Origin of the sequence: Uliginosibacterium flavum (genome assembly GCF_040566545.1) — a bacterium.
Classification (GTDB): domain Bacteria; phylum Pseudomonadota; class Gammaproteobacteria; order Burkholderiales; family Rhodocyclaceae; genus Uliginosibacterium; species Uliginosibacterium flavum.
The window spans coordinates 154,166-177,446 of sequence record NZ_JBEWZI010000002.1 but is presented as its reverse complement, the minus strand read 5'-3'; the positions used below and the strand labels follow the sequence as shown (position 1 = coordinate 177,446).

The following is a 23,281-nucleotide window of genomic DNA, read 5'->3' as shown; positions in this document are numbered from 1 at the left end:
AAGGGAGGTGGCGCTATCATTCGGGCAGCCAACAATCGGGGAGCGGAAATGGGCTGGATTCAGAAACTCGACGCATACGAAAAATTGATGCGCCTGGACAAGCCCATCGGCATCCTGTTGCTGTTGTGGCCGACGCTGTGGGGGTTGTGGCTGTCTTCCCATGGGCACCCGAACTGGTGGATTGTCGGGATTTTTGCTCTGGGTACGGTATTGATGCGCTCCGCTGGGTGTGTGATCAACGACTGGGCCGATCGCGACTTCGATGGCCAAGTCGCTCGCACCAAAGACCGCCCCTTGGTGAATGGCTCAGTCAAGCCGACTGAAGCCCTGATCGTGGCCGCCGTGTTGGCACTGAGTGCCTTCGTACTGATTCTGCCGCTTGAACGCCTCGTGCTGTGGCTGTCCATTCCGGCCTTGCTGCTGGCCGCCAGTTACCCTTTCGCCAAGCGGTTCCTCGCAATTCCGCAAGCCTGGCTGGGTGTCGCGTTTGGCTTCGGCATTCCCATGGCTTTCGCCGCTGAGCAAGGCAGCGTGCCGCCGCTGGCCTGGGGCATGCTGCTGGGCAACGTGTTCTGGGCCATCGCCTACGACACCGAATACGCCATGGTCGATCGTGAAGATGACCTGAAAATTGACATCCGCAGTTCGGCAATCAGCTTTGGCCGTTTCGACGTGCTGGCGGTGATGCTGTGTTATGCCGCATTCCTCGGCATCATGCTCGGCGTGGGCCTGCATCTGGCGCGTGGCTGGCCTTACTTCACCGGGCTGGGCTTGGCCGCCTTCATTGCGGGGTATCACTTCACCTTGATTCGCACACGCGTGCCGGCGCAGTGCTTTCGCGCCTTTGTGCATAACAACTGGCTGGGTGCGGCGGTGTTTGCCGGAATACTCGCTGACTACGGGCTGCGCGGCTGATGCAGGAGCCGTACTCCATCGAGCTGGCAGAGCTGATCTGCGCCTCGCACCTGCGTCTGGTTGGCAAGCCATTGGTGGATCCGGCCTTGTCGCCCGAAGATGCGGCGATCTGGCTGTACGAAGACGCACACTTTTGCGTGCTGGCCCATGACATCGCGGACGATCCGCGCTTCATCTTCGCCAACATTGCCGCCCAGCGCTGTTTTGAATACCCCTGGGAAGAACTGCTCGGCCTGCCCTCCCGGCTGACCGCCGAAGCCCCGAATCGCGCCGAGCGCCAGGCCATGTTGGAAGCGGTGGCCGCGCAGGGCTTTGCCAGTGGCTATCGAGGCCTGCGCATCGCCCGCTCCGGTCGGCGCTTCTGGATTGAAAACGTGACGGTGTGGAATCTGGTTGATGCTGATGGTCTTAATTATGGCCAGGCGGCGACTTACCGGCGGATTAGTCCGCACGAGGTGCCCGATGGAAGAGTCTGAGTATGTCAGGTGGGTTTTGTGGTGTAAATCCGTCCGGTATTACTCGTTGCTATTTGCGTTTTGGAGTCTTCTAATATGGTTTTTTAGCAAGCAGGAGGGCGCGGTAATCATTCCCAGTTTGGCGTTGGTTAGTGTGGCACTAACCATCGTTTCACAGTCGTGCCTGATTGTTCTTCGACAACGACCTAAGCTCCCAAAGAAACAGAGTAAACATACGTACGAACCGGTAAGTGCATCAGGCCCCAAGCCCCCCGATTTGCCCGATGACTGCCGACTTGATCAGCAATTGTCCTTGCCGATACGGCCGGCGCCTTCTGCGCGTGAGCTTATGGTTGGCCGTGGTTTTTGCGAAGTGTTTGATAGATTGTCCTGTGCCGATGAAGTACGTGACTGGATTAATCTGAATCACCGGGCATTTGGTTTCTATGATGAATGGCCTCGCGGGCAAGGATGTATTGGGCAAGTAACACGAGCAATGCTGGAATGTCGTTTTGCCGAAGAGCTTAAATGTGACGTTGCGCGGATTGATGCGGCTTGGAGTGTTGGCGAAACTCCATTTCCGTTGCATCTCGAGCCTCAAGAGAAAAGCCCGGATAGTCATTGAAAGAGCACACTATGCAATACAAAGACCTGCGCGATTTCATCGCCCAACTCGAAACCCTCGGCCAGCTCAAACGCATCAGCGTGCCGGTGGATACGCATCTGGAGATGACCGAGATCGCGGACCGCGTGTTGCGCGCGGGTGGCCCGGCACTGCTCTTCGAAAAGCCGCACACACGGGGCATCTCCAAGGGTATGCCGGTGCTGGCCAATCTTTTCGGCACGCCGCAGCGGGTGGCTTTGGGGATGGGTGTGGATGTTGAGTCTTCAGGCGAGTGGCAAAAGCCGCTGCGCGAAGTCGGCAAGCTGCTGGCCTTTCTGAAGGAGCCGGAGCCGCCCAAGGGCTTGCGCGATGCCTGGGAGAAATGGCCGGTGCTCAAGCAGGTGCTGAACATGTCGCCCAAGGTGGTCAGCCGTGCGCCCTGTCAGGAAATCGTGTGGGAAGGTGATCAGGTCGATCTCGGCAAACTGCCGATCCAGCATTGCTGGCCGGGTGACGTGGCGCCGCTGATTACCTGGGGCCTGGTGGTGACGCGCGGGCCGCTGAAGACGCGGCAGAATCTGGGCATCTACCGTCAGCAGGTGCTGGGCCGGAATCGCGTGATCATGCGCTGGCTGGCGCATCGTGGTGGCGCGCTCGATCTGCGCGAATTCCAGCAGGCCAATCCGGGTCAGCCTTTTCCGGTATCGGTGGTGCTGGGCTGTGATCCGGCAACCATCCTCGGCGCGGTCACGCCGGTGCCGGATAGCCTGTCGGAATATCAGTTTGCGGGGCTGTTGCGCGGCGCCAAGACCGAGCTGGTGCAGTGCATCGGTAATGATCTGCAGGTGCCGGCCAGTGCCGAGATCGTGCTCGAAGGTTTCATCTATCCCGATGATCTGGCAGCCGAAGGCCCGTATGGCGATCACACCGGCTACTACAACGAAGTGGCCGAATTTCCGGTGTTCACCATCGAGCGCATCAGCATGCGCCGCGATCCGATCTATCACAGCACCTACACCGGCAAGCCGCCGGACGAGCCGGCCATGCTGGGCGTGGCGCTGAACGAAGTCTTCGTGCCGCTGCTGCAGAAGCAGTTCCCGGAGATCACCGACTTCTACCTGCCGCCTGAAGGCTGCTCGTATCGCATGGCGGTGGTGAGCATGAAGAAGGCTTATCCGGGCCACGCCAAGCGGGTGATGTTCGGCATCTGGAGTTTCCTGCGCCAGTTCATGTATACGAAATTCATCATCGTCGTGGATGATGATGTGGATGTGCGTTCATGGCAGGAAGTGATCTGGGCGATCACCACGCGCATGGACGCAACGCGCGACACCACCCTGGTTGATAATACGCCGATTGATTATCTGGATTTCGCCTCGCCGGTGGCGGGTCTGGGCAGCAAGATGGGGCTGGACGCGACCAACAAGTGGCCGGGCGAAACCAGTCGCGAATGGGGCCGCACGATTGAAATGGATGCCGCCGTGAAGCAGCGCGTGGATGCGCTGTGGGGTGAACTTGGACTTTGATGATGACTGACGACTACAAAACCATCGACATGATTGACGGCGAGGCCTTCGAGCCCGCCCGGCCGGGCCACATCCGGCTCACTCACATTTTGTATCTGCTGCATGCCATCGGGCTGGTGATTGGTGCCTGGTCGCAGGCCGCGACGATGATCGGCGCCTTCGTCTTTGGCTGGACCTCGATCATCGCCATCATTCTCAATTACGTGAAGCGCGACGAGCTGAAGGGCACGTTTCTGGAGAGCCATTTCGCCTGGCAGGCCAGCACCTTCTGGGTCTGCCTGATCGTGATGCTGATCGGCGTCGTCCTCTACGTCCTGCTGGTGGGCTTTCTTGTGAACTGGCTGCTCTTCGGGCTGGTTGGCCTGTGGGCGATCTATCGCATCATCAAGGGCTGGCTGGCGCTGAAGGAAGGTAAACCGGTTTTGTAAGTGGTGTGCTGTAGAACCGCGCAGGTATTGTCTCTGCTGGATGTATGTCTGAAGAGGTCCGCGGGTGGCGGGTCTTCAGGTTGATGTGCTGCAGAGCCAAAAGGCAGTGTGGCTGTTCGGGCAGGCATTGGCGATATGTCTCGTAGGTGCGACTTCAGTCGCACGCCACGCGTGGGTGGCCGACTGAAGTCGGCCCTACAGAACGTGGCTTTGACAACACAATGAGCGGCCCTTCGATCTTGCTCATGCTGCCAGCGCCGCCAGGCTGATCCGCCGCAGGGCTTCGTCGAGCAGCTTGCGGCTGCAGCCGAAATTCAGGCGCACGAAACCGTCCATGCCAAAGTCGCGCCCGTCCGAGAGGCCGACGCCGTGCAGTTCCAGATACTTCTGCGGGTTCGGCTGGTTCAGGCCACGGCAGTCGATCCAGGCCAGATAGGTGGCTTCAATGTCGGTGCAGCTCAGCCCCGGCAGGCTGTTGATGACTTCATGCACACGTTGCGCGTTGCTGCGCAGGTAGGGCAGCAGTGCTGCGCGCCATGCACCACCCTCGCGGTAGGCGGCTTCGGCGGCGACCAGGCCCAGCACATTGACATCCGGCAGCAGACCGCGCCCGGTGGCGAGGTATTGCTTGCGCAGGCTGGCATTCGGGATCACCGCAAAGGCGCAACCCAGCGCCGGGATGTTCCAGGTTTTTGAGGGCGCCATCAGCGTGATGCTGCGCTGGGCCACGGCTTCGTCGAGCGAGGCGATGGGGATATAGCGCTGCGTCGGGTCGATCACCAGCCCGCAATGGATGTCGTCCGAGCAGATCAGCCAGTCATTTTTTTCGGCGTGCCAGGCCAGACGCGTCAGTTCCTCGCGGGACCACACGCGCCCGACCGGATTATGCGGATTGCACAGCAGGAGCAGGTTCGCGCTCTGGGTTTCGAGCAGGGCATCCAGCCCGTCCCAGTCGTATTCCCAACGCCCGCCGGCAAGGATCAGATCACTGCGCACCAGCCGGCGTTCGTGATTGCCCGGCGCCAGCAGCATGGGCGGGTAGATCGGTGGAAAGGTCAGCACGCCATCGCCCGGTTCGCCGGCCAGACGGCAGGCCAGGTTGAAGCCCTGCACCACACCCGGCAGCCACACGATCCATTCCGGCTCGATCTGCCAGTGGTGATCGCGGGCGATGCCGCTGACCACTGCGTCGAGCAGTGATTCGCGGTGATAGGCATAGCCGAAAACGCCGTGTTCGATGCGCTGCTGCAGGGCGCTGAGTACCGGCGGCGGCGCGGCGAAATCCATGTCGGCCACCCATAGCGGGAGAATGTCGCGACCGGCGTAGCGATGCCACTTCAGGCTGTCGGAATGGCTGCGGTCGGGAGGCGTGTCGAAATTGAAAGGCATGGTGCGATGTTCCTGAAACGATGCGCAATTGTAGGCTCGCTGGCGAGCAGATTCAAAAATGACAAAGGCGCCGCAGCGCCCTTGTTGTGAAGCATGAGGCTCTCGGGATCAAACCGCCAGATGCTCGAACAGCGGCGTGGACAGATAGCGCTCGCCAAAGCTCGGGATGATCACCACAGTGGTCTTGCCCGCATTCTCCGGTCGGCGTGCCACGGCCAGCGCCGCCCATACTGCTGCCCCGCTGGAGATGCCGACCAGCAGGCCTTCTTCAGTGGCCATGCGGCGGGCGATATCGAAGGTGTCAGCATTACTTACGCGAATCACTTCGTCATAGATCGTGGTGTTCAGGATCGCCGGCACGAAGCCTGCGCCGATGCCCTGGATCGGGTGCGGGCCGCGCGGGGCACCCGACAGTACGGCGCTGGCGTCCGGCTCGACGGCGAAGACTTTCACCCCGGGCTTCCTGGCCTTGAGCGCTTCGCCCACGCCGGTCACCGTGCCGCCCGTGCCGACGCCGGCGACGAACAGGTCGACGGTGCCGTCGGTGTCACGCCAGATTTCTTCGGCGGTGGTATTGCGGTGGATCTCCGGATTCGCGGGGTTTTCGAACTGCTGCGGGATGAAGTAACGCGCGTCGCTGGTGGCCAGATCAACAGCACGTTTGATCGCGCCGGGCATGCCTTCCGGGCCCGGGGTCAGGATCAGCTCTGCGCCGTAGGCCTTGAGCAGCAGGCGGCGTTCGCGGCTCATGGTTTCCGGCATCACAAAGGCGCATTTGTAGCCCTTGGCCGCACAGACCATGGCCAGACCGATGCCGGTGTTGCCCGAAGTGGGTTCCAGAATGATGGTGTCCGGGCCGATCTTGCCGGCCTTCTCGGCGGCTTCGATCATGGCGGCGGCGATGCGATCCTTCACGCTGTGGCCGGGATTGAAGAATTCAAGCTTGGCCAGTACCGTGCCGTCGATGCCGGCGGCGAGGCGGTTGAGGCGGACCAGCGGGGTATTGCCGATCAGTTCGGTGACATTGGTGGCGATCTTCATGGGGCGACTCCTTTTGTGGAATATGGTTGAATTGTATGTTGCGTGATCCGGAATATGGAAGAAACGAATGGGTATGAGCATAGACGCAAAAAAGGGGCCCGCAGGCCCCTTGAGAATGCGTCTGCTCCTTACTTCCCCGCGGCGCCCGGGCCGGAATTACGGAATTCAAACAGGCGATTGGCCGGGAAAGTGGCGTCTTCCTTGCCGAACTTCACGGTCTGCGCTTTTTCCGAATCAAACGGGCGGTTCGTTGAGGCGGCCTTGTTCCAGGGCGATTCGGCATCAATGTGGGCGCCGATGTACGAGCTGCGGATCACGAGCATGCCGTTGGGCAGGCTCTTGCTGCCATCCTTGGCGACAAACACGCCGCCACTGTCATCCCAGGCACGGCCCAGGCTGATTTTCTTGCCGTCCTTGTTGGCGTCCGAGGTGAATTTCGAGTTCGTCACCAGAAAGCCGTAATTGTAGATCTGCGGGTGGCTGGGGGCGAAGACGAAGCCGCCTTCCGAGCCTTCGCGGGTCGTCAGGGATTTGAATTCCACCTTGTCGAACACGGCCAGCGCACGGCTGAACACGAAGTCCACATCACCTTCGATGTAGCTGTTGGTGACGTAGGCGCGGGCGATGGCGCCGACGTTCAGTGACTTCATCATCAGCGTGTCCTGATTGCCGAGTAGACGCACATTTTCAAGAATGACCTTGTCGCCGCGCGTGTTCAGGGCGACGGCCTGGGTGCCGCTCTTCGGGCTGACGCTTTCGTCGTAGTCATTGGAAACGGTCAGGTTCTTGGCCTGGAAACCATCGGCATAGGCCAGGAAAGTCGTGCTGCCGCTGGTGCCATAGGTGTCTGCACCTTTGCGGCCTTCGCAGGCATTGGCGGTGACTTCCTTGTCCTTCTTGCTGCCGGCGCCGATGTTGTTGACGATCACGACTTTGGTCGGATCGCTGTCGGTGCCGTAGATCGTGACCGGTGCGGTGTCCTTCATGCACACCTGCTCGCGATACACGCCGGGTTTGACGAGGATGTAGACGCGATCCGTGCCGCCCTTGGCGACGGCATCAATCGCGGCCTGTACGCTCTTGTGCGTGCCGCTGCCATCGGCGGCGACGGTGAAAGTGGGCTTGAGCTTGGCGACGTCACCGATGCCGTTCGTGACGGGATCCCACGGGTCAGCCACCAGCGCTTCAATGTTGCCGCTCTTGGCGAAATACGCCGCCATGGTGTGGCCGGCGGCCTGATCCACGGAGAGTTGCGGGCGTTTGGCGGTGCTGGTCGCAATCGGGCCTTCCAGCGAAGTGGCGCAGCCGCCAAGCATGACGGCAGACACAACGGCAAGGCTCAAAGTCTTCTGATAAGTCTTCACGCAAATCCTCCTTTGGATGGCAGGGTGCCTGCCTGTTGTAACCGGAAACACGGAATCTACGCCGCTCGCACGCGCCTGCCAAGTTCGATTGTTTTTCATGTTGGCGGGGCGCAACGCGCCACCCTCTTCCCCGGAACGGGGGAGGGTGGCGTCGAGCACCGCTGCGCGGCGGGCGTCAGAGTGATCGGATCTTGCCCAGTAGCGCGGTGGTCGAACGATCCACCTCAAACGGAATGGAGTGCACCGCGCCGCCCCAGCCGAGGACTTCCGTATAGCCAACGATTTTCTCCACCGGCCAGTCACCGCCCTTGACGAGGATATCCGGCTTGCATTCCAGGATGCGTTCGATCGGCGTGTCCTCGTCGAACCAGGTCACCATGTCGGCGCAGCGCAGCGCGGCCATCACTGCGGCGCGATCTTCCTGCGTGTTGATCGGGCGGTCATCGCCCTTGCCCTGGCGTTTCACCGAGGCGTCGGTGTTCAGGGCCACGATCATCGAGGCGCCGAGGGCACGGGCCTGCGCCAGATAGGTTACGTGGCCACGGTGGAGGATGTCGAAACAACCGTTGGTGAAAACAAGCGGACGTGGCAACTCGGCGATGCGGCGGGCGAGATCTTCCGGGGCGACGATGCGCGATTCGAATTCAGGGCGGGTGTAGGGTGTCATGGCGTCAAGAAGAGCTGGAAAAGTGGGGGGCAGGATAGCATCTGAAACAGCAGGACTGAGGACTGAGGACTGAGGACTGAGTGGGCATGCTTGTAGAGCCGCGCCCGTATTGGGTCTTCAGGTCGGAGTGTTACACAGGCAAGATGGGCGAGGCTCTCGAGGTGGTGACGTAGGAGCTAGCGCAGCTGGCGATTTGCCCGTGTGAATCGCCAGCTGCGCTAGCTCCTACGGACATGCTTGTAGAGTCTCATCCGCTAAGCTTCTTCGGGCAGGTGTGCTGAAGAGGCTTGGCCGGCGCGGCTCTCGGGACACGCTGCCCCAGTCCCCAGTCCCCAGTCCCCAGTCCCCAGTCCCCAGATTCAGTCCTCTTCGCGCTCCTGCAACTGCAGGCGCCACATCGCGGCATACGCGCCATCCGCCGAAAGCAGCGCTGCATGGCTGCCGCGTTCGATCACGCGGCCCTGTTCCAGCACCACGATCTCGTCGGCATTCATCACGGTGGACAGGCGGTGGGCGATGATCAGTGCTGTGCGCCCGCGCGCGGCGGCTTCGAGCTGCCCCTGGATGGCTTGCTCGGTGCGTGAATCGAGCGCCGAGGTGGCTTCGTCGAAAACCAGAATGCTCGGGTTCTTGAGCAGGGTGCGGGCAATCGCCACGCGCTGCTTCTCGCCACCGGAAAGCTTCAAACCGCGCTCGCCGACCTTGGTTTCGTAGCCATCGGGCAGGCGGCTGATGAAGTCGTGGAGTTGCGCGGCCTGCGCGGCGGCGATGACCTCCTCGTGGCTGGCGTCCGGGCGGCCATACAGGATGTTGTAGTAGATGCTGTCGTTGAACAGCACGGTGTCCTGCGGCACGATGCCGATGGCGCGGCGCAGACTGTTCTGGCTGATCTGGCGGATGTCCGTGCCGTTGATGCGGATCGCGCCGCTGCTCACGTCGTAGAAACGGAAAACCAGACGCGCCAGCGTGGACTTGCCGCCGCCGGAATGGCCGACCACGGCCAGGGTGTGGCCGGGCGGGACTGTCAGCGAAACGTCCGTCAGCACCGGCCGGCGCGGATCGTAAGCAAAGCCGACGGCGTCGAAACTCAGACTCATCGGTCCGGCCGCGAGTTCGCTGGCGTTGGGCGCGTCGGCCACTTCGCGCTCGGTGCGCATCAGGCCGAACATGCGTTCGATGTCCGTCAGCGACTGGCGGATTTCGCGGTAGAGCACGCCAAGGAAATTCAGCGGTGCATACAGCTGGATCAGGAAGGCATTCACCAGCACGATATCGCCCAGGCTCATTTTGCCTGCAGCCACGCCGGCAGCGGCCTGCCACATCATGGCGGTGACGCCGCTGGCGATGATCGCGGCCTGACCCATGTTGAGCAGCGAGAGCGAGATCTGGTTGCGTACCTGTGCCTTACTCCAGGCACGCAGCTTCTCGTCATAACGCTGCGCTTCCCAGGCCTCATTGTTGAAGTACTTCACCGTTTCGTAATTGATCAGCGCGTCGATGGCGCGGGCGTTGGCGGCCGAATCCAGCTCGTTGGCTTCGCGGCGCAAGGCGGTGCGCCAGTTGGTGACCTTGATCGTGAACAGGATGTAGGCCGTCAGCGTGGCGGCGGTGATCAGCGCATACACCGGCTCGTATTTCACCAGCAGCACGCCCATCACCAGACTGATTTCGACCAGCGTCGGCAGGATGCTGTAGATGGCGAAATTGATCAGGGAATTGACCGAGCGCGTGCCGCGTTCGATGTCGCGCGACAGGCCGCCGGTCTGGCGTTCCAGATGAAAGCGCAGCGATAGCGCGTGCAGGTGTTCGAACACGCCCAGCGCGATGCGCCGCACGCATTCCTGAGTGACGCGGGCAAACAGGATTTCGCGCAGCTCGGTGAACATCGAGGTCGAAAAACGCAGCACGCCATAGGCCAGCAGCAGGGCCGCCGGCACCACGATGAAGGCCTGCGCGGGAGTGATCGCCAACGCATCGACGATGTGCTTGAAGATCAGTGGCACCCACACGTTGGCCACCTTGGCCGCAATCAGGCAGCTGAGCGCCAGCGCAATGCGCGCACGCCATTGCCACAGATAGGGCAGCAGACTGCGCAGAGTATTCAGGGCGTGAAGTTCACCGGGCTTGGCCGGATCAGGCAGGGTCGTGGAGTGGGAGCGTCGCATGGGGGAGATTGTAGGGGCTACGCCGCCTGTCAGGGGCATGCAGTCTGAGTCTTGCGAATACCTATCCGAAGATCCTTGTTCCGTGCGGCTCTTCAGTCTGTCCTGAAATGAAAAAGCCCGCTGGAGCACAAGCAACAGCGGGCTTTGTCGTTTCAGCCGGGCATTGCGCCCGCTGGCTTACTTGATTTCCAGCAGGCTCTCATCCCACTTGGCATGCTTTTCGAAGCCGAGCAGGTTGGCGGTGGTCGCGGCGATGTTGGAGAGGCCGGCGCCTTCGATCTGTTTCAGACCCAGCTTGCCGGCGGCGGCCTTGCCGAAGAGGATCAGCGGTACCGGGTTGAGGGTGTGGGCGGTCTTGGCCTTGTAGCTGCCATCGGCGTTGAGTGAAGGCTGCTTGGTCTTCTTGTCCAGCTCGAACATTTCGTCGGCATTGCCGTGGTCGGCGGTAATCAGGGCGACGCCGCCCATCTCGTCGACCACTTGCAGCACGCGGGCGAGTTCCAGATCCACGGCTTCCACGGCCATCGTCGCGGCGCGGAAGTTGCCGGTGTGGCCGACCATGTCGCCGTTGGCGAAGTTGCAGCGCAGGGTTTTGTATTCGCCGCTGCGCAGGGCGTCGATCATCGCATCGGCGATTTCGGCGGCCTTCATCCATGGGCGCTGTTCAAACGGCACCACGTCGCTGGGCACTTCAAGGTAGGTTTCACCTTCGAACTTGTTGGAGCGGTTGCCGTTCCAGAAGTAGGTGACGTGGCCGAATTTCTGGGTCTCGGAGCAGGCGAATTGCTTGATGCCGCTCTTGGCGAACCATTCGCCGGTGGTGTCGAGAATGACCGGCGGGTTGACCAGGAAGCGCTTCGGCAGCTTCAGGTCGCCGTCGTATTGCAGCATGCCGGCGTAGGTCACTTTGGGTACGCGCACGCGGTCGAACTTGGCGAAGTTGTCGCCTTCGAAGGCGAGGGTGATTTCCAGCGCACGGTCGCCACGGAAGTTGTAGAACACGACCGAGTCACCGTCTTCGATGGTGCCGACAGCCTTGCCGTCCTTGGCGATCACAAAAGCGGGCAGATCCTGGTCGATGGTGCCGGGGAACTGGGCGCGCAGGCCCTTGATGGCGTCCGAGGCGCTGGCGAATTGCGGGCCTTCGCCCAGAACATGGGTGTGCCAGCCTTTGTCGACCATGCTCCAGTTGGCGTCGTAGCGGTCCATGGTGATGGCCATGCGGCCGCCGCCGGAGGCGAATTGGGCGTCGAAGTCCGCACCGTTCAGGCCGGAGAGGAAGGCTTCGAAGGGTTCGACGTAGTCCAGCGCGCTGGTTTCCGGCACATCGCGGCCATCGAGCATGGCGTGGATGCGGACAGTCTTCACGCCTTCTTCCTTGGCGCGCAGGATCATGGCTTTCAGGTGATCGACGTGGGCGTGCACATTGCCATCCGAGAACAGGCCGATGAAGTGCAGAGTGCTGGCTTTGGCGCCGGCGACGATCTCTTGCCAGGCGCGGCCTTGCCAGATCTGGCCCGAGGCAATCGCGTCTGCCACCAGCGAGGCGCCCTGGCTGTATACCTGGCCGGCGCCGATGGCGTTGTGGCCGACTTCGGAATTGCCCATGTCTTCATCCGACGGCATGCCGACGGCGGTGCCGTGGGCGCGCAGGGTTATGTGCGGACAGGTGGCGTAGAGCTTGTCCAGCGTGGGGGTGTTGGCGGCGACAATGGCACTGCCGACATCTGATTTCGCAATGCCGAAACCATCCATGACGATCGTGACCACCGGGCCTTGAATACCGGCGAAGGAAGCAAGTTTGCTGAGCATGTTCTATCCCTGAAGCAAATGAGTAAGGCGAAGTCCCGCATTATCGCGCGGCAGGCGTTCGGGCGCAGCAGTGAATTGCGCTTTGCTTGCGTTTTCGCAGGTTTTGGCGTGACAGTCGGGTAGGGTTGCTGAAGACCCGCGCTCCGCTTGCCTTGGCGGGCGGGGTGTCTGCAGAGGCTGACCCAGAGGGCCTCTTCAGGCCGCATGCTTCGGCAAGCCTGCGTGACTCCGCTCGCCGCGGCGCAGCAAACTGCGGCACACTGGCGCCTTCGTTCGTTCCGTGGCGCGCTGTGTTCCGCATCCCCAAGCACATCCTTGTTCCGATGATCGTCGCCTGTGCCCTGTTCATGGAGAACATGGACTCGACGGTGATCGCCACCTCGCTGCCGACGATTGCGCGTGATCTGCATGAAGACCCGATTGCGCTGAAGCTGGCGCTGACCTCCTATCTGTTGAGCCTCGCCGTGTTCATCCCGATCAGCGGCTGGATGGCGGATCGCTTCGGCTCGCGTACGGTGTTTCGCTCGGCCATTTGCGTATTCATGGCTGGCTCCATCCTGTGCGCGCTGTCCGGTTCGCTGGTGGGGTTTGTGGCGGCGCGTTTCGTGCAAGGCATGGGCGGGGCGATGATGGTGCCGGTGGGGCGGCTGGTGGTCTTGCGCAGCACGACCAAGGCGGAGATGGTGCGGGCGCTGAGTTATCTGACGATTCCGGCGCTGATCGGGCCGGTAATCGGGCCGCCGCTGGGTGGCTTTATCAGCACCTATTTTCACTGGCGCTGGATCTTTTTCATCAACATCCCGATCAGCATTATTGGCCTGGTGATGGCTGGACGACATATCGAGAATCTGCGTGATGAGTTCGTGCAGCCCTTGGACTGGAGCGGTTTCCTGCTCTCGGCGCTGGGCTTGTCGGCGTTGATGCTGGGCCTGGCCACGGCCGGGCGACATCTGGTTTCACTGCCGGTGGCATTGGCAGGCATTGTCGCTGGTGTGCTGCTGGTGAGTGCCTACGTGTGGACGGCGCGCAGCAAGTTACATCCCTTGTTGAATCTTGGGTTGCTGCAGATCCCGACTTTTCGCATCGGCGTGGTGGCGGGCTTCTTTTTTCGCATCGGCATCGGCGCGATTCCTTTCCTGCTACCGCTGTTTCTGCAATTGGGCTTTGGCCTGAGCTCTTTTGAATCCGGCTTGCTGACCTGTGCTTCGGCGGTCGGTGCGCTGTTCATGAAGACCATGGCAGCGCGCATCCTGCAGCGTTTCGGTTTCCGGCGTGTGCTGATCTGGAATACGGTGGTCGCAGCGGCTTCGCTGATGCTGATCGGTGTATTTACATCACATACGCCGCACGCCCTGATCACGGTGGTGTTGCTGATCGGCGGCTGCTTCCGCTCGCTGCAATTTACCAGCCTGAACGCGCTGGCCTATGCCGATATCGAGCGGCCGCAGATGAGTCAGGCGACCAGTCTGGCCAGTGTGGTGCAGCAACTGGCAGCGGGAATGGGGGTGACGGTGGGGGCGTTTGCGCTGCAGGGTTCCGGCTTTTTGCAGGGACATGCGAGCGTGGTGGCGGCGGACTTTCCGCCGGCCTTCATCGTCATTGCGCTGGTGTCACTCAGTTCGCTGATCTGGCTGAGGACGCTGGTGAGGAATGCGGGGGCGGCCATTTCAGGGCATGGCCGCCCGCTCGAAGAGTGAGGCGCTTACTCGCTGACCTTGCCGCGCGTGCCGGTCATGATTTTGACCATCAGTTCGGTCGCCTTGGGACTGACGATCACCGGCTCGTAGGTGGTCTTCATCAGTGAAATCGCGGTGGTGGCGCCGCGGAACTCGCTGAACTTCACGCCGGCCTTGTCCAGCTTGGCGCGGATCTCGTTGTCACGCTGACTGCGGATCTTGGCTGCTTGCACGGCGGATTCCTGTGCGGACAGGCGGAACGCTGCTTTGTCCGCTTCGCTCAGGCCGGCCCAGCGTTTGGCAGAGACGAGCAAAGCAATCGGCTGCACGGTGTGATGGCTGAAGGTGTAATACGGGGCAACCTTGTAGTGTTCGGACGTGTAATAAGACGTGAAGTCGTTTTCTGCAATATCCAGTTCGCCGCTCTTGAGCGCTGTTGGCACCTTGTCGAAGGCCAGCGTCGAGGGCGAGCCCTCAAGCGCCTTGACCATCGAGATCATGTCCGCCTTGTTGGGGACGCGGATCTTCTGGCCCTTGAAGTCGGAGGCGTAAGCCAAGGTCTTGTTGCGTGAGTAGAAGGAGCGCGAGCCACCGTCATACCAGGCCAGCACGGTGTAGCCTTTTTTCTGCAGCAGCTCCTGCATGTCCTGACCTGCTTCGCCGTTGAGCACCGACATCATGTGATCCGGATTGCGGAAGATGAAGGGCAGGCTGAATACGGCCATTTCGGGCACATCCGCGGTCAGTGCCGATGAGAAAAACAGCACGACATCGACTTCGCCACTCTTGAATTTCGGGACAACATCTCTCTGCTGGCCGAGCTCTTCGCAGCACAACACCCGGCCTGTGTAGCGGCCCTGGGTGTTGGTCTTGATGCGTTCAAAGAAGTAGAGCAGGCCTTGATGCTGGGGGTATTCCTGGGCTTCGCGCAGCCAGCCCTTGAGCTCGACGGCCTGCACCGACAGGCTGGCGCTACACAGGATCAGGGCTGTCAGAAGGGATAACAGGATTCGGGTTGGCATGGCAATCCTCACAAGTGCAAATTAACAATACCCTTAGGTTTCAGGGCGATACCGCGCAGAATGCACTGAGCTCCAATGGTCGGCAAGTGTTTCTGTGTGTCTGCGTGTAACAAAGTTTTATTTACGACCCAAATTGCTCAGGCCAGAGTCTTGTTGCACTCGGCGATGCCTGCTTCGATCAGGCGCGAAGCAATGCTGACGGCAGAGGGCAGATCGGGCAAGGCGTCAAGGCGGAACCATTGCGCATCCTCGATCTCGCCGGGCTGCGGCACGATTTCGCCGCCGGCATAATCGGCGTGGAAGGCCAGCATCAGGGATTGCGGAAAGGGCCAGGGCTGACTGGCGAACCAGCGCAGGTTGGTGACCCGGATGCCGGTTTCTTCGAAGACTTCGCGGTGCACACAGGCTTCCACGCTTTCGCCGGCCTCGACGAAACCCGCCAGGGCGCTGTACATGCCGGGGCGAAAATGGGCCGAGCGGGCCAGCAGCAGTTCATTGCCACGGCGCACCAGACACATGATCGCCGGGGCAATTTGCGGGTAGCTGCGCTGGCCGCAGTTCGGGCAGAGCTTGGCGGGCTCGCCGTCCATTGCCTGGGTCGGGCTAGCGCAGGTGCCGCAGAAGCGCGTGGCCAGATCCCAGCTCAGCATCTGCTTGGCGCGCGCGGCCAGACTCCAGTGGCCGGCGGGCAGCAGCTCGAAAGCCTGACGCACGTTGATGCGTTGCAAGCCGGCTGGTATGGGGACATCTGCCTGCCAGGCCGCGAGGACGCAGGGTTTGCCGGCAAGCTGCCCGAAGACGAAGGCTGCGCGCGGCTCACCGAGCAGGGTGAGCTGCGAGGCAGATGCCATGCGGCTCTCCGGGCAGAGAAGAATTTCATCGCCGATGAAGGCGAAGTGATGGACGTCATCGCCCGCCCGGGCGGTGCTTGGGCTGAAACCGGGGCTGAAATCGTCAGGCCACTGCATGTTTGAAATATTCCAGTGATTAGCTTGAAGGGGGCGACCCGAACGATGGGGCAGGTGCCGGAATGAGGCAGGGTTTTCCTTTATTCTTTCGATTCGAGTTTAACGCAGGGGAGAGGAATCATGGCGACCAAGGCCCGCAAGCAGGATCATGCCCGCACCGCGCTGATCATCAGCGGCGGCGCACCAAATGCCACGCTCGTTGCCGGCGCGCTGGTCGCCTTTCACGAGATTGGCCTCAAGTTTGATGTCATCTCCACCGCTGGTGCCGGTGCGCTGCTGGGTCTGATGTACTGCGCACCCAAGGATGGCGATCCGGTAACGACGCTCGCCGGGGTCTCCGAGCTGGGCATTGCTGATCCGCTCTACGACGCCCTGCCGGTCAATTTCAAGGTATTCAACAAACCCGGCGCGATGGCGGAGATGTATCGCCGTGCGCTGGGCCTCAATCCTTTTATTCAGAAGCTGATGGATTGGCCGGCGCGTGATCCGCTGAGTCAGCTGCTCAAGGATTGCTCCGAGCTGATGCTCGCCAATGGCTGTCCGAGTGACTTGAGCGCCCAATCGCTGGGTCTGTGCGCGCACGTTCCGTTTGCCGAGCAGATCATCGATTTCGCCGCCATCCCGGATATCCAGCCCGAGCTTTACGTGAATGCCTTCAACCTGCGCACGCGCAAGATGGAGAACTTCAACAAGGCCCAGCTTACGCCGCAGCATCTGCAGGCCGCGCTGTCCTTCCCCTTCCTGTATCCGCCGACGGAACTGGATGACGGCTTGTATATCGAAGGCGCAGCGCTGGATTGCCTGAACTTCAAGGATCTGCTTGCCCTGCATCCGAATCTGGAAGAGATCGTCGTGTTTGATCTGCTCGGCGCGGATCGCCTGCTCCGTGCTCCGCGCGGTCTCTACGACGCCTGGGTCATGTCCATCCTGACCCCGCTGATCGAAATCGCTCGCGACGACCTGAAGATCTTCGAAGCCGAGCATCTGGGCAAATATCCCAAGTTGCACAAGCCGCATCGCGTGCCACTGGTTGAAGACGTGCCCGATGCTGATCTGCCGGATGTGTTCGACTGGTCGCGCAGCAATCTGACGCGTCTTTTCGATGTGGGTTACGAATCGGCGGCGCGTTATGCCCGCAGCGAGCTGTCGCATCTGGTCAGCTGAATTTCTTCATCTTTTTTACATCCCGACGGCTAAGCTGCGGGCATGGATACTTTTGATCCCTCTGCCCGATCTGCCCCTGGCCGCTGGCGCAGCCCACGCGTGGGCTACGCGGCGGCCTCGCTCGGTGTTGCGCTGCTCACCACGCTGACTCAGCCGCTTCTGGCCTGGGTCGATCCCTCCAATCTGGTCATGCTCTACCTGTTGCTGGTCGTCGGCATTGCGCTGCGCTATTCGCGTGGCCCGGCCGCCTGGTGTGCACTGCTGGGTGTGCTGGCTTTCGACTACTTCCATGTCCCGCCGCGCCTGTCCTTTGCGGTGGGTGATGTGCAATACCTGCTGACCTTTGCCGTGATGCTGCTGGTTGGCCTGCTGCTGGCCGAGTTGATGGCCCGTTTGCGCCAGCAGGCCGATGTGGCCGCCGTCGGCGAGCGCGCCGCGCAGCGCCAGTACGCGCTGGCACGTGAGTTGGCGGGCGCCATCGACATGAGTCAGGTGCACGCCTTGCTGGAGCAGTTCGTCAGCGAAGAAATGGGCGGTCTGGCGGACTTGTGGTGGCTCAGCTCGCGTGAACAATTACGCCGTTTGAATGCGAACGGTGAAGCCGCGGTATTGCCGGGTGCGGGCCTGTGCCTGATTCCGGCCTTGATCGAAACCGTGTTGCACGACGGCCGACCGCACGAGCAGGACGATCTGTTGCGCAGCGGGTATCGTCTCCTGCTCTTGCCGCTGGACGCGCCGATGCGCCGGCGCGGGGTGCTGGCGGTGAGTGCGCCAGAAGTACGTCTGGGGACTGCGCAGCGGCAGTCGCTGACGGCGGTGGCCTTGCTGGTGGCGATTGCGCTGGAGCGTTTGCACTACGTCAAGGTGGCGCAGCAGGCGACGCTTGATATGGAGCGCGAACGGCTGCGCAGCACCATCCTGTCGGCCTTGTCGCATGACATCCGGACGCCGCTGACCATCATGGTCGGTCAGGCCGATGCCCTGCTCGATGCCGAAGGCGCATCTACCGGCACGTTGGCACTGGCGATCCGTGAGCAGGCCATGCGCATGAGCGAGCTGGTCAATAATCTGCTGGACATGGCGCGCCTGCAATCCAGTCGTGTGGTGCTGCGCCGCGATTGGCAGTCACTTGAAGAAATTGTGGGCGCAGCCCTTGCGCATCTGGGGGATCGGCTCGCCGCGCATCGGTTGGAAGTCTGTCTGCCCGCAGAGCTGCCTTTGCTTGAGTTCGATGCCGTGCTGATCGAACGTGTGTTGTGCAATCTGCTGGAGAATGCGGCCAAGTTCAGCCCGCCCGGCAGTCCGATCCGCGTGGCCGCTGAATTGGGCGAGGCTGCCGTCAGCATCCGCGTGGAAGATGCCGGCTGCGGTCTGCCGCCCGGCGCCGTTGAACAACTTTTCGAGCCCTTCGTGCGCGGCGCTGGCGTGGCTACCGAAACCGGTCTGGGCCTGGGGCTGTCGATCTGCAAGATCATTGTTGAAGCGCATGGTGGCGTGCTTTCCGCCGGCGATCGGGCCGAGGGCGGCGCCTGGTTTGCGTTCACCCTGCCACGCGGCGCACCGCCGAGCGTGGAAGAGGAAGAGGGGGGGCTGCATGAATGAGTCTCCCCTGGCTTTGGTGCTGGAAGACGAGCCGCAGATCCGCCGCCTGCTTTGCGATGCCTTGGCAAGCGTGCCCTTACGCTGCGTGGAGGCGGGTTCGATGGCAGATGCGCGCGAGCGACTGGCGCAGGAATGCCCACAACTGGTGGTGCTGGACCTGGGCTTGCCTGATGGTGATGGCAAGCGCTTCATCGGCGAGTTGCGTGCCTGGACGGAGTTGCCGGTGCTGGTGCTCTCCGCGCGCAGCCAGGAGCGCGACAAGATCGAGGCACTGGATGCTGGCGCAGACGATTACCTGATCAAGCCCTTTTCCAAGGGCGAGTTGCTGGCCCGCGTGCGTGCGCTGCTGCGCCGGGGCGGGCGCAGTGAGCTGCCCTTGATGCGCTTTGGCGAGGTGGAGGTGGATTTCGCCCGCCGTCGTGTCATCCGCGCGGGTGTGGAACTGCATCTGACGCCGATTGAATATCGCCTGCTCTGCGCAATGATCGCCGGGCAGGGAAAGGTGCTGACACATCGCCAGTTGCTGCGCGATGTGTGGGGGCCGGCCTTTGTCGAAAGCGCACATTACTTGCGGGTGTATGTCGGGCATCTGCGTCACAAGCTTGAAATCGATCCGGCGCGTCCGCGCCACTTTGTGACCGAGACGGGTACCGGATACCGGTTTGTCATTTGAATGAAGCAAGAGGCGTGGCGCCGTTTGTGGCTCAGTCGCGTGTGCATAATCTCCGGAGAATTTCATGAGTAATCCCCATGGCGAGTCCTCGCAAGCCCTGCCGAAACTGGTGCTGGCGGCGCTGGGTGTGGTGTATGGCGACATCGGCACCAGTCCGCTGTATGCGCTGAAGGAGGCCTTCAATCCGGCCAGCCACCATGCTCTGCCGGTTACACCTGAAAATGTGTTCGGCGTGCTCTCGCTGATCGTGTGGAGCCTCTTGATCATCGTGACTTTCAAGTACGTCATGATCGTGTTGCGCGCCGACAATCACGGCGAGGGGGGCGTGGTCGCACTGATGGCACGGGTGCTGTCCGGGGCAGCCGACTCTCCACGCAAGAAGACGGTCGCAATAGCGCTGGGCATTGTCGGAGCGTCGCTGTTTTATGGGGATGGCATCATTACGCCGGCCATCTCGGTGCTGTCTGCGGTGGAAGGTCTGGAGATCGCCACGCCGGCATTGAAGCCCTGGGTCGTGCCGATCACGCTGGGCATCCTGGTCGGTTTGTTTGCGGTGCAACGGCACGGCACGGCGCGTATCGGCGGCTTTTTCGGCTATTTCGTGATCCTGTGGTTTCTGTGTCTGGCGGCTATCGGTCTGTACAACATCGTGGCCCATCCGCAAGTGTTGGCAGCGCTGTCGCCGCATCACGCGATCGCTTTTGCCATCAATAGTCCGAAGCTGACTTTCTTCGCGATGGGCGCCGTATTCCTTACCATCACCGGGGGCGAGGCGCTGTATGCCGACATGGGCCACTTCGGTATTCGCCCGATCCGCTATGGCTGGCTCTTCTTCGTGCTACCCAGCTTGCTGTTGAACTATCTGGGCCAGGGCGCGCTGATGATCAGCAATCCGGCCACTGCCGTGAATCCGTTCTACCTTGGCGTGCCCGGCTGGGCGCTGTATCCGATGGTGGGCCTGGCTACAGCGGCGACCGTGATCGCTTCGCAGGCCTTGATCACCGGTGCGTATTCGGTGACCTTGCAGCTGATTCAGCTCGGCTTCTGCCCGCGCATGCCGGTCAAGCACACCTCCGGCGCGCAGATGGGCCAGATCTATCTGCCCTTCATCAACTGGACGCTGCTGGTCTTCGTGCTGCTCACCGTGATCGGCTTCCGCTCCTCGACCAATCTGGCTGCCGCCTATGGCATTGCCGTGACGCTGACCATGCTGGTGACCAGCGCGCTGGCTTTCGCGGTGGCGCTGCGCGAATGGAAGTGGCCGCCTGTGGTGTGCGGCCTGGTTTTCGTGCCCTTGCTGTTTGTCGAGTTGGTTTTTCTGGCCTCGAATGGCCTGAAGATCGCCGATGGGGGCTGGTTCCCATTGGTTTTTGGCGGACTCGTCAGTCTGATCCTGTTTACCTGGCGACGCGGGCGCGTGCTGCTGGCCGAGGCGCAGAAAAACGACGACGTGCCGCTGGCTCCGTTTGCCCGCATGCTTGATGGTGATGACATTCACCGCGTGCCGCATACCGCGCTCTTCCTCAATCCGCGTGCGGATCAGGTGCCGACCGCGTTGCTGCACAACCTCAAGCACAATCTGGTGCTGCACGAGCGCACGGTCTTCGTCAGCGTGATCATCGAAACCGTGCCGCGCGTGCCTGTTGAAGATCGCGTCGAAGTGCAGCAGTTGGGCAAGACCTTCCATCGCGTGCTGGTACGTTTCGGTTTCATGGAAGAGCCAGATCTGCCCACCGCGCTGTTGCGCTGCGCGGAGCAAGGGCTGGAGATCGATCCGCAGCAGGTGTCCTACTTCCTCAGCCGCGAAACCATCCTGCCGTCCCTTGAAGTGCGCGGCATGGCAATCTGGCGTGAGCGCATGTTCGAATTCCTGTTCCGCAATGCCTCCAGTGCGGCCAACTTCTTCAAGCTGCCGACGGCGCGGGTGGTGGAGCTGGGCAGCCGGGTGATGATCTGATCCTCGCAAGTCGCAAGTCGCAAGTCGCAAGTCGCAAGTCGCAAGTCGCAAGCCCTCTTGCACGAGCAGCCCCGACCGGCCCCTCTCCCTGGCAGGGAGAGGGTTGGGGTGAGGGTCGGCTGCTACTTAACCCCTCTGAAGAGCCGCACAGGGCGGCCTTCTTCAGTCTGCATGTCCGCAGATTCCCGCCAGCCGGGCTTTTACGGGCAGGTGTGCTGCAGGCCAAGATCCGCTGCGCTTGAGCGCTTGGCTGTGCATACGTTTGCGTATGTTTGTCGCGTGCATGAAATCTGTAACAAAACGCTGCAATTCAGGGACCTTTGTTCTATCAAGGCGGCTCTGAATCGGCCGTAGAACCTCCACGACAAGTACCGATGCGGGAGCGTGGCTGTGGCCGATGAGCAGGGACGAGCAAGCTTGCAGGAATGGATCGGGCGCATTCGCGACCGGGACATGCCCGTTTTTGGCCGTACCGTGCAGGAAGTGCGCAATGTCACCGAAGACGAGACGGCCTCGTCCAGCCGACTCTCGCACGTCATCCTGCAGGACGCAGCCCTTACCGCCAAAGTTCTCAAGCTCGCCAACAGCGTGCTCTTCAATCCCGGCCGCCAGCACGTCAGCACCGTCAGCCGCGCGATTGTGGTGCTCGGTTTTGATCTGGTCGGCCATATCGTCCTGTCCATTCATCTGGTCGACGCGCTACTGACTGGTGGTATGCGCGATCGCGTCATCGGCGAAATGGCGCGTTGCTTCCATGCCGCCGTGCAGGCGCGCACCGCTGCTGTTGCCAAGGGCAGCAAGGCGCCGGAGGAGGTCTTCATCGCCACCTTGCTCGGGCAGGTCGGCGAGATGGCTTTCTGGTGCTTCGGCGGCAAGCAGGCAATTGCGCTCGATGAAGCTTTGCGCGATCAGCCTGATGAAAAGCCCGAGGATCTGCAGGTCGACATCCTCGGCTTTCGCTTGCGTCACCTTACTGCAGCATTGGCCAAGGAATGGCAACTCGGCCCACTGGTGGTCGCTGCGGCCGAAGGCCATCCGCATCCCAGTGATGATGAGCAGGCTATCGCCCAGGGTTACCGCCTGGCCAAGGCCGTCGAGGGCGGCTGGGACTGTCCGGCCGCGCGCGAGGCGCTGGCGCACTTTGCCGAATTCGCTGGCCAGCCACTCAAGGACATCACCGCGGAGATCACCCACAACGCTGCCGAAGCGGCCCGCGTGGCTACGCATTTCGGTGCCGCCGCCGCTGCGCGCCTGATTCCCGTGCCGCCCGAAGGCGGTCTGGTCGATATTGACGCCGAGATCGTCGAAGTGACCGATCCCGCGCCCGATCCGATGCTGCAACTGAAAATCCTGCGCGAACTCTCCATGCTGCTCAGCGCCAAACCCAGCCTGAATGACGTGCTGCATCTCGTGCTCGAAGGCATCTATCGCGGCTTGGGCATGAGCCGCGCCGTGTTCGCCCTGCAGTCGCCGGATCGCACGAAAGTCGCCGGCAAAGCTGCGCTGGGCCGTGATGCCGACAAGCTCGTTGCCAAGTTCGCGTTTGCTCTGGACGGCCGCCCCGGTGAAATCATCAACGTGCTGTTCACCAAAGCCAGTCCCTTCTGGTTAAACGGAACAGCCCCCGCTGGCGTGCGCATTGATCGTCTCAGTGCCATCACCGGGCATACCGACGGTATGCTCGCGCCCATCGTTGCCGGCGGCCGCGTCATCGGCTTCTTCTACGCTGACCGCAACACGACAGCCCCGCCGGATGAAGAAACCTGGCAAGGCTTCCTCCACTTCGCCCAGCAGGCCAGCCTCAGCTTCGAGCATGTGGTAGGGCGCGCGGCGCTGAAGAAATAAGTCGCGCC

The 23,281-nt window shown here is 61.7% G+C and carries 18 protein-coding genes; 10 read left to right on the top strand and 8 right to left on the bottom strand.

Annotated elements, in window-relative coordinates; translation table 11 throughout:
* Positions 1 to 48: 48 nt before the first annotated feature.
* The 4 genes from ubiA to ABXR19_RS02455 all read left to right on the top strand — a co-directional run bounded on the left by ubiA (position 49) and on the right by ABXR19_RS02455 (position 3,928).
* On the top strand, positions 49 to 915 hold the full coding sequence (gene ubiA, locus ABXR19_RS02470) for a 4-hydroxybenzoate octaprenyltransferase (protein WP_354599499.1): 867 nt from the start codon (positions 49 to 51) through the stop codon (positions 913 to 915).
* Positions 915 to 1,391 (top strand): MEKHLA domain-containing protein, encoded by a 477-nt coding sequence (locus ABXR19_RS02465; RefSeq protein WP_354599498.1) that lies wholly within the window; start codon positions 915 to 917, stop codon positions 1,389 to 1,391. Before ubiA ends, ABXR19_RS02465 begins: the two co-directional genes overlap by 1 nt.
* Positions 1,392 to 2,006: 615 nt before the next feature.
* Complete coding sequence (ubiD, locus tag ABXR19_RS02460) at positions 2,007 to 3,500, top strand: 4-hydroxy-3-polyprenylbenzoate decarboxylase (RefSeq protein WP_354599497.1); 1,494 nt, start codon at positions 2,007 to 2,009, stop codon at positions 3,498 to 3,500.
* The gene (locus tag ABXR19_RS02455; RefSeq protein ID WP_354599496.1) at positions 3,500 to 3,928 is read left to right on the top strand and encodes a DUF4870 family protein; all 429 of its coding nucleotides are present in this window, start codon (positions 3,500 to 3,502) and stop codon (positions 3,926 to 3,928) included. The genes ubiD and ABXR19_RS02455 overlap by 1 nt, the downstream gene beginning before the upstream one ends.
* A 243-nt stretch (positions 3,929 to 4,171) precedes the next feature.
* Here ABXR19_RS02455 and ABXR19_RS02450 read toward each other — a convergent pair whose 3' ends face one another.
* From ABXR19_RS02450 to gpmI, 6 genes are all read right to left on the bottom strand, one after another.
* Complete coding sequence (locus ABXR19_RS02450; protein WP_354599495.1) at positions 4,172 to 5,317, bottom strand: MalY/PatB family protein; 1,146 nt, start codon at positions 5,315 to 5,317, stop codon at positions 4,172 to 4,174.
* Between the two features lie 108 nt (positions 5,318 to 5,425).
* Positions 5,426 to 6,358 carry a cysteine synthase A gene (gene cysK / locus ABXR19_RS02445; RefSeq protein WP_354599494.1) on the bottom strand — a complete coding sequence of 311 codons (933 nt, stop codon included), beginning with the start codon at positions 6,356 to 6,358 and terminating at the stop codon, positions 5,426 to 5,428.
* A gap of 128 nt (positions 6,359 to 6,486) precedes the next feature.
* Positions 6,487 to 7,722, bottom strand: a complete 1,236-nt coding sequence (locus ABXR19_RS02440; protein WP_354599493.1) for a pectinesterase family protein — start codon at positions 7,720 to 7,722, stop codon at positions 6,487 to 6,489.
* 175 nt (positions 7,723 to 7,897) lie between these two features.
* Positions 7,898 to 8,389, bottom strand: a complete 492-nt coding sequence (gene rfaE2, locus ABXR19_RS02435) for a D-glycero-beta-D-manno-heptose 1-phosphate adenylyltransferase (RefSeq protein WP_354599492.1) — start codon at positions 8,387 to 8,389, stop codon at positions 7,898 to 7,900.
* Positions 8,390 to 8,748: 359 nt separating this feature from the next.
* On the bottom strand, positions 8,749 to 10,554 hold the full coding sequence (locus ABXR19_RS02430; protein ID WP_354599491.1) for an ABCB family ABC transporter ATP-binding protein/permease: 1,806 nt from the start codon (positions 10,552 to 10,554) through the stop codon (positions 8,749 to 8,751).
* Positions 10,555 to 10,731: 177 nt separating this feature from the next.
* Positions 10,732 to 12,366, bottom strand: a complete 1,635-nt coding sequence (gene gpmI, locus ABXR19_RS02425) for a 2,3-bisphosphoglycerate-independent phosphoglycerate mutase (protein WP_354599490.1) — start codon at positions 12,364 to 12,366, stop codon at positions 10,732 to 10,734.
* 290 nt (positions 12,367 to 12,656) lie between these two features.
* Between gpmI and ABXR19_RS02420 the strand changes: the two genes are divergently transcribed.
* Entirely contained in the window at positions 12,657 to 14,063 is a 1,407-nt protein-coding gene (locus tag ABXR19_RS02420; RefSeq protein ID WP_354599489.1) for an MFS transporter, read from the top strand.
* A gap of 5 nt (positions 14,064 to 14,068) precedes the next feature.
* On the opposite strand, the gene dctP is transcribed toward ABXR19_RS02420, so the two are convergent.
* Together dctP and nudC are read right to left on the bottom strand one after the other, a co-directional pair.
* Entirely contained in the window at positions 14,069 to 15,064 is a 996-nt protein-coding gene (dctP, locus tag ABXR19_RS02415) for a TRAP transporter substrate-binding protein DctP (RefSeq protein WP_354599488.1), read from the bottom strand.
* Between the two features lie 137 nt (positions 15,065 to 15,201).
* The gene (nudC, locus tag ABXR19_RS02410; RefSeq protein ID WP_354599487.1) at positions 15,202 to 16,032 is read right to left on the bottom strand and encodes an NAD(+) diphosphatase; all 831 of its coding nucleotides are present in this window, start codon (positions 16,030 to 16,032) and stop codon (positions 15,202 to 15,204) included.
* Between the two features lie 120 nt (positions 16,033 to 16,152).
* On the opposite strand from nudC, the gene ABXR19_RS02405 reads away from it, so the two are divergent.
* The 5 genes from ABXR19_RS02405 to ABXR19_RS02385 all read left to right on the top strand — a co-directional run bounded on the left by ABXR19_RS02405 (position 16,153) and on the right by ABXR19_RS02385 (position 23,273).
* Positions 16,153 to 17,196: a patatin-like phospholipase family protein gene (locus ABXR19_RS02405; protein ID WP_354599486.1), complete on the top strand. Its 1,044-nt coding sequence runs from the start codon at positions 16,153 to 16,155 to the stop codon at positions 17,194 to 17,196.
* A 42-nt stretch (positions 17,197 to 17,238) separates the two neighbouring features.
* Positions 17,239 to 18,798, top strand: a complete 1,560-nt coding sequence (locus tag ABXR19_RS02400) for a DUF4118 domain-containing protein (RefSeq protein ID WP_354599485.1) — start codon at positions 17,239 to 17,241, stop codon at positions 18,796 to 18,798.
* Positions 18,791 to 19,471 (top strand): response regulator, encoded by a 681-nt coding sequence (locus ABXR19_RS02395; RefSeq protein ID WP_354599484.1) that lies wholly within the window; start codon positions 18,791 to 18,793, stop codon positions 19,469 to 19,471. The genes ABXR19_RS02400 and ABXR19_RS02395 overlap by 8 nt, the downstream gene beginning before the upstream one ends.
* A 64-nt stretch (positions 19,472 to 19,535) precedes the next feature.
* Positions 19,536 to 21,428 (top strand): potassium transporter Kup, encoded by a 1,893-nt coding sequence (locus ABXR19_RS02390; RefSeq protein ID WP_354599483.1) that lies wholly within the window; start codon positions 19,536 to 19,538, stop codon positions 21,426 to 21,428.
* A gap of 390 nt (positions 21,429 to 21,818) precedes the next feature.
* Entirely contained in the window at positions 21,819 to 23,273 is a 1,455-nt protein-coding gene (locus ABXR19_RS02385) for an HDOD domain-containing protein (protein ID WP_354599482.1), read from the top strand.
* Positions 23,274 to 23,281: the final 8 nt, after the last annotated feature.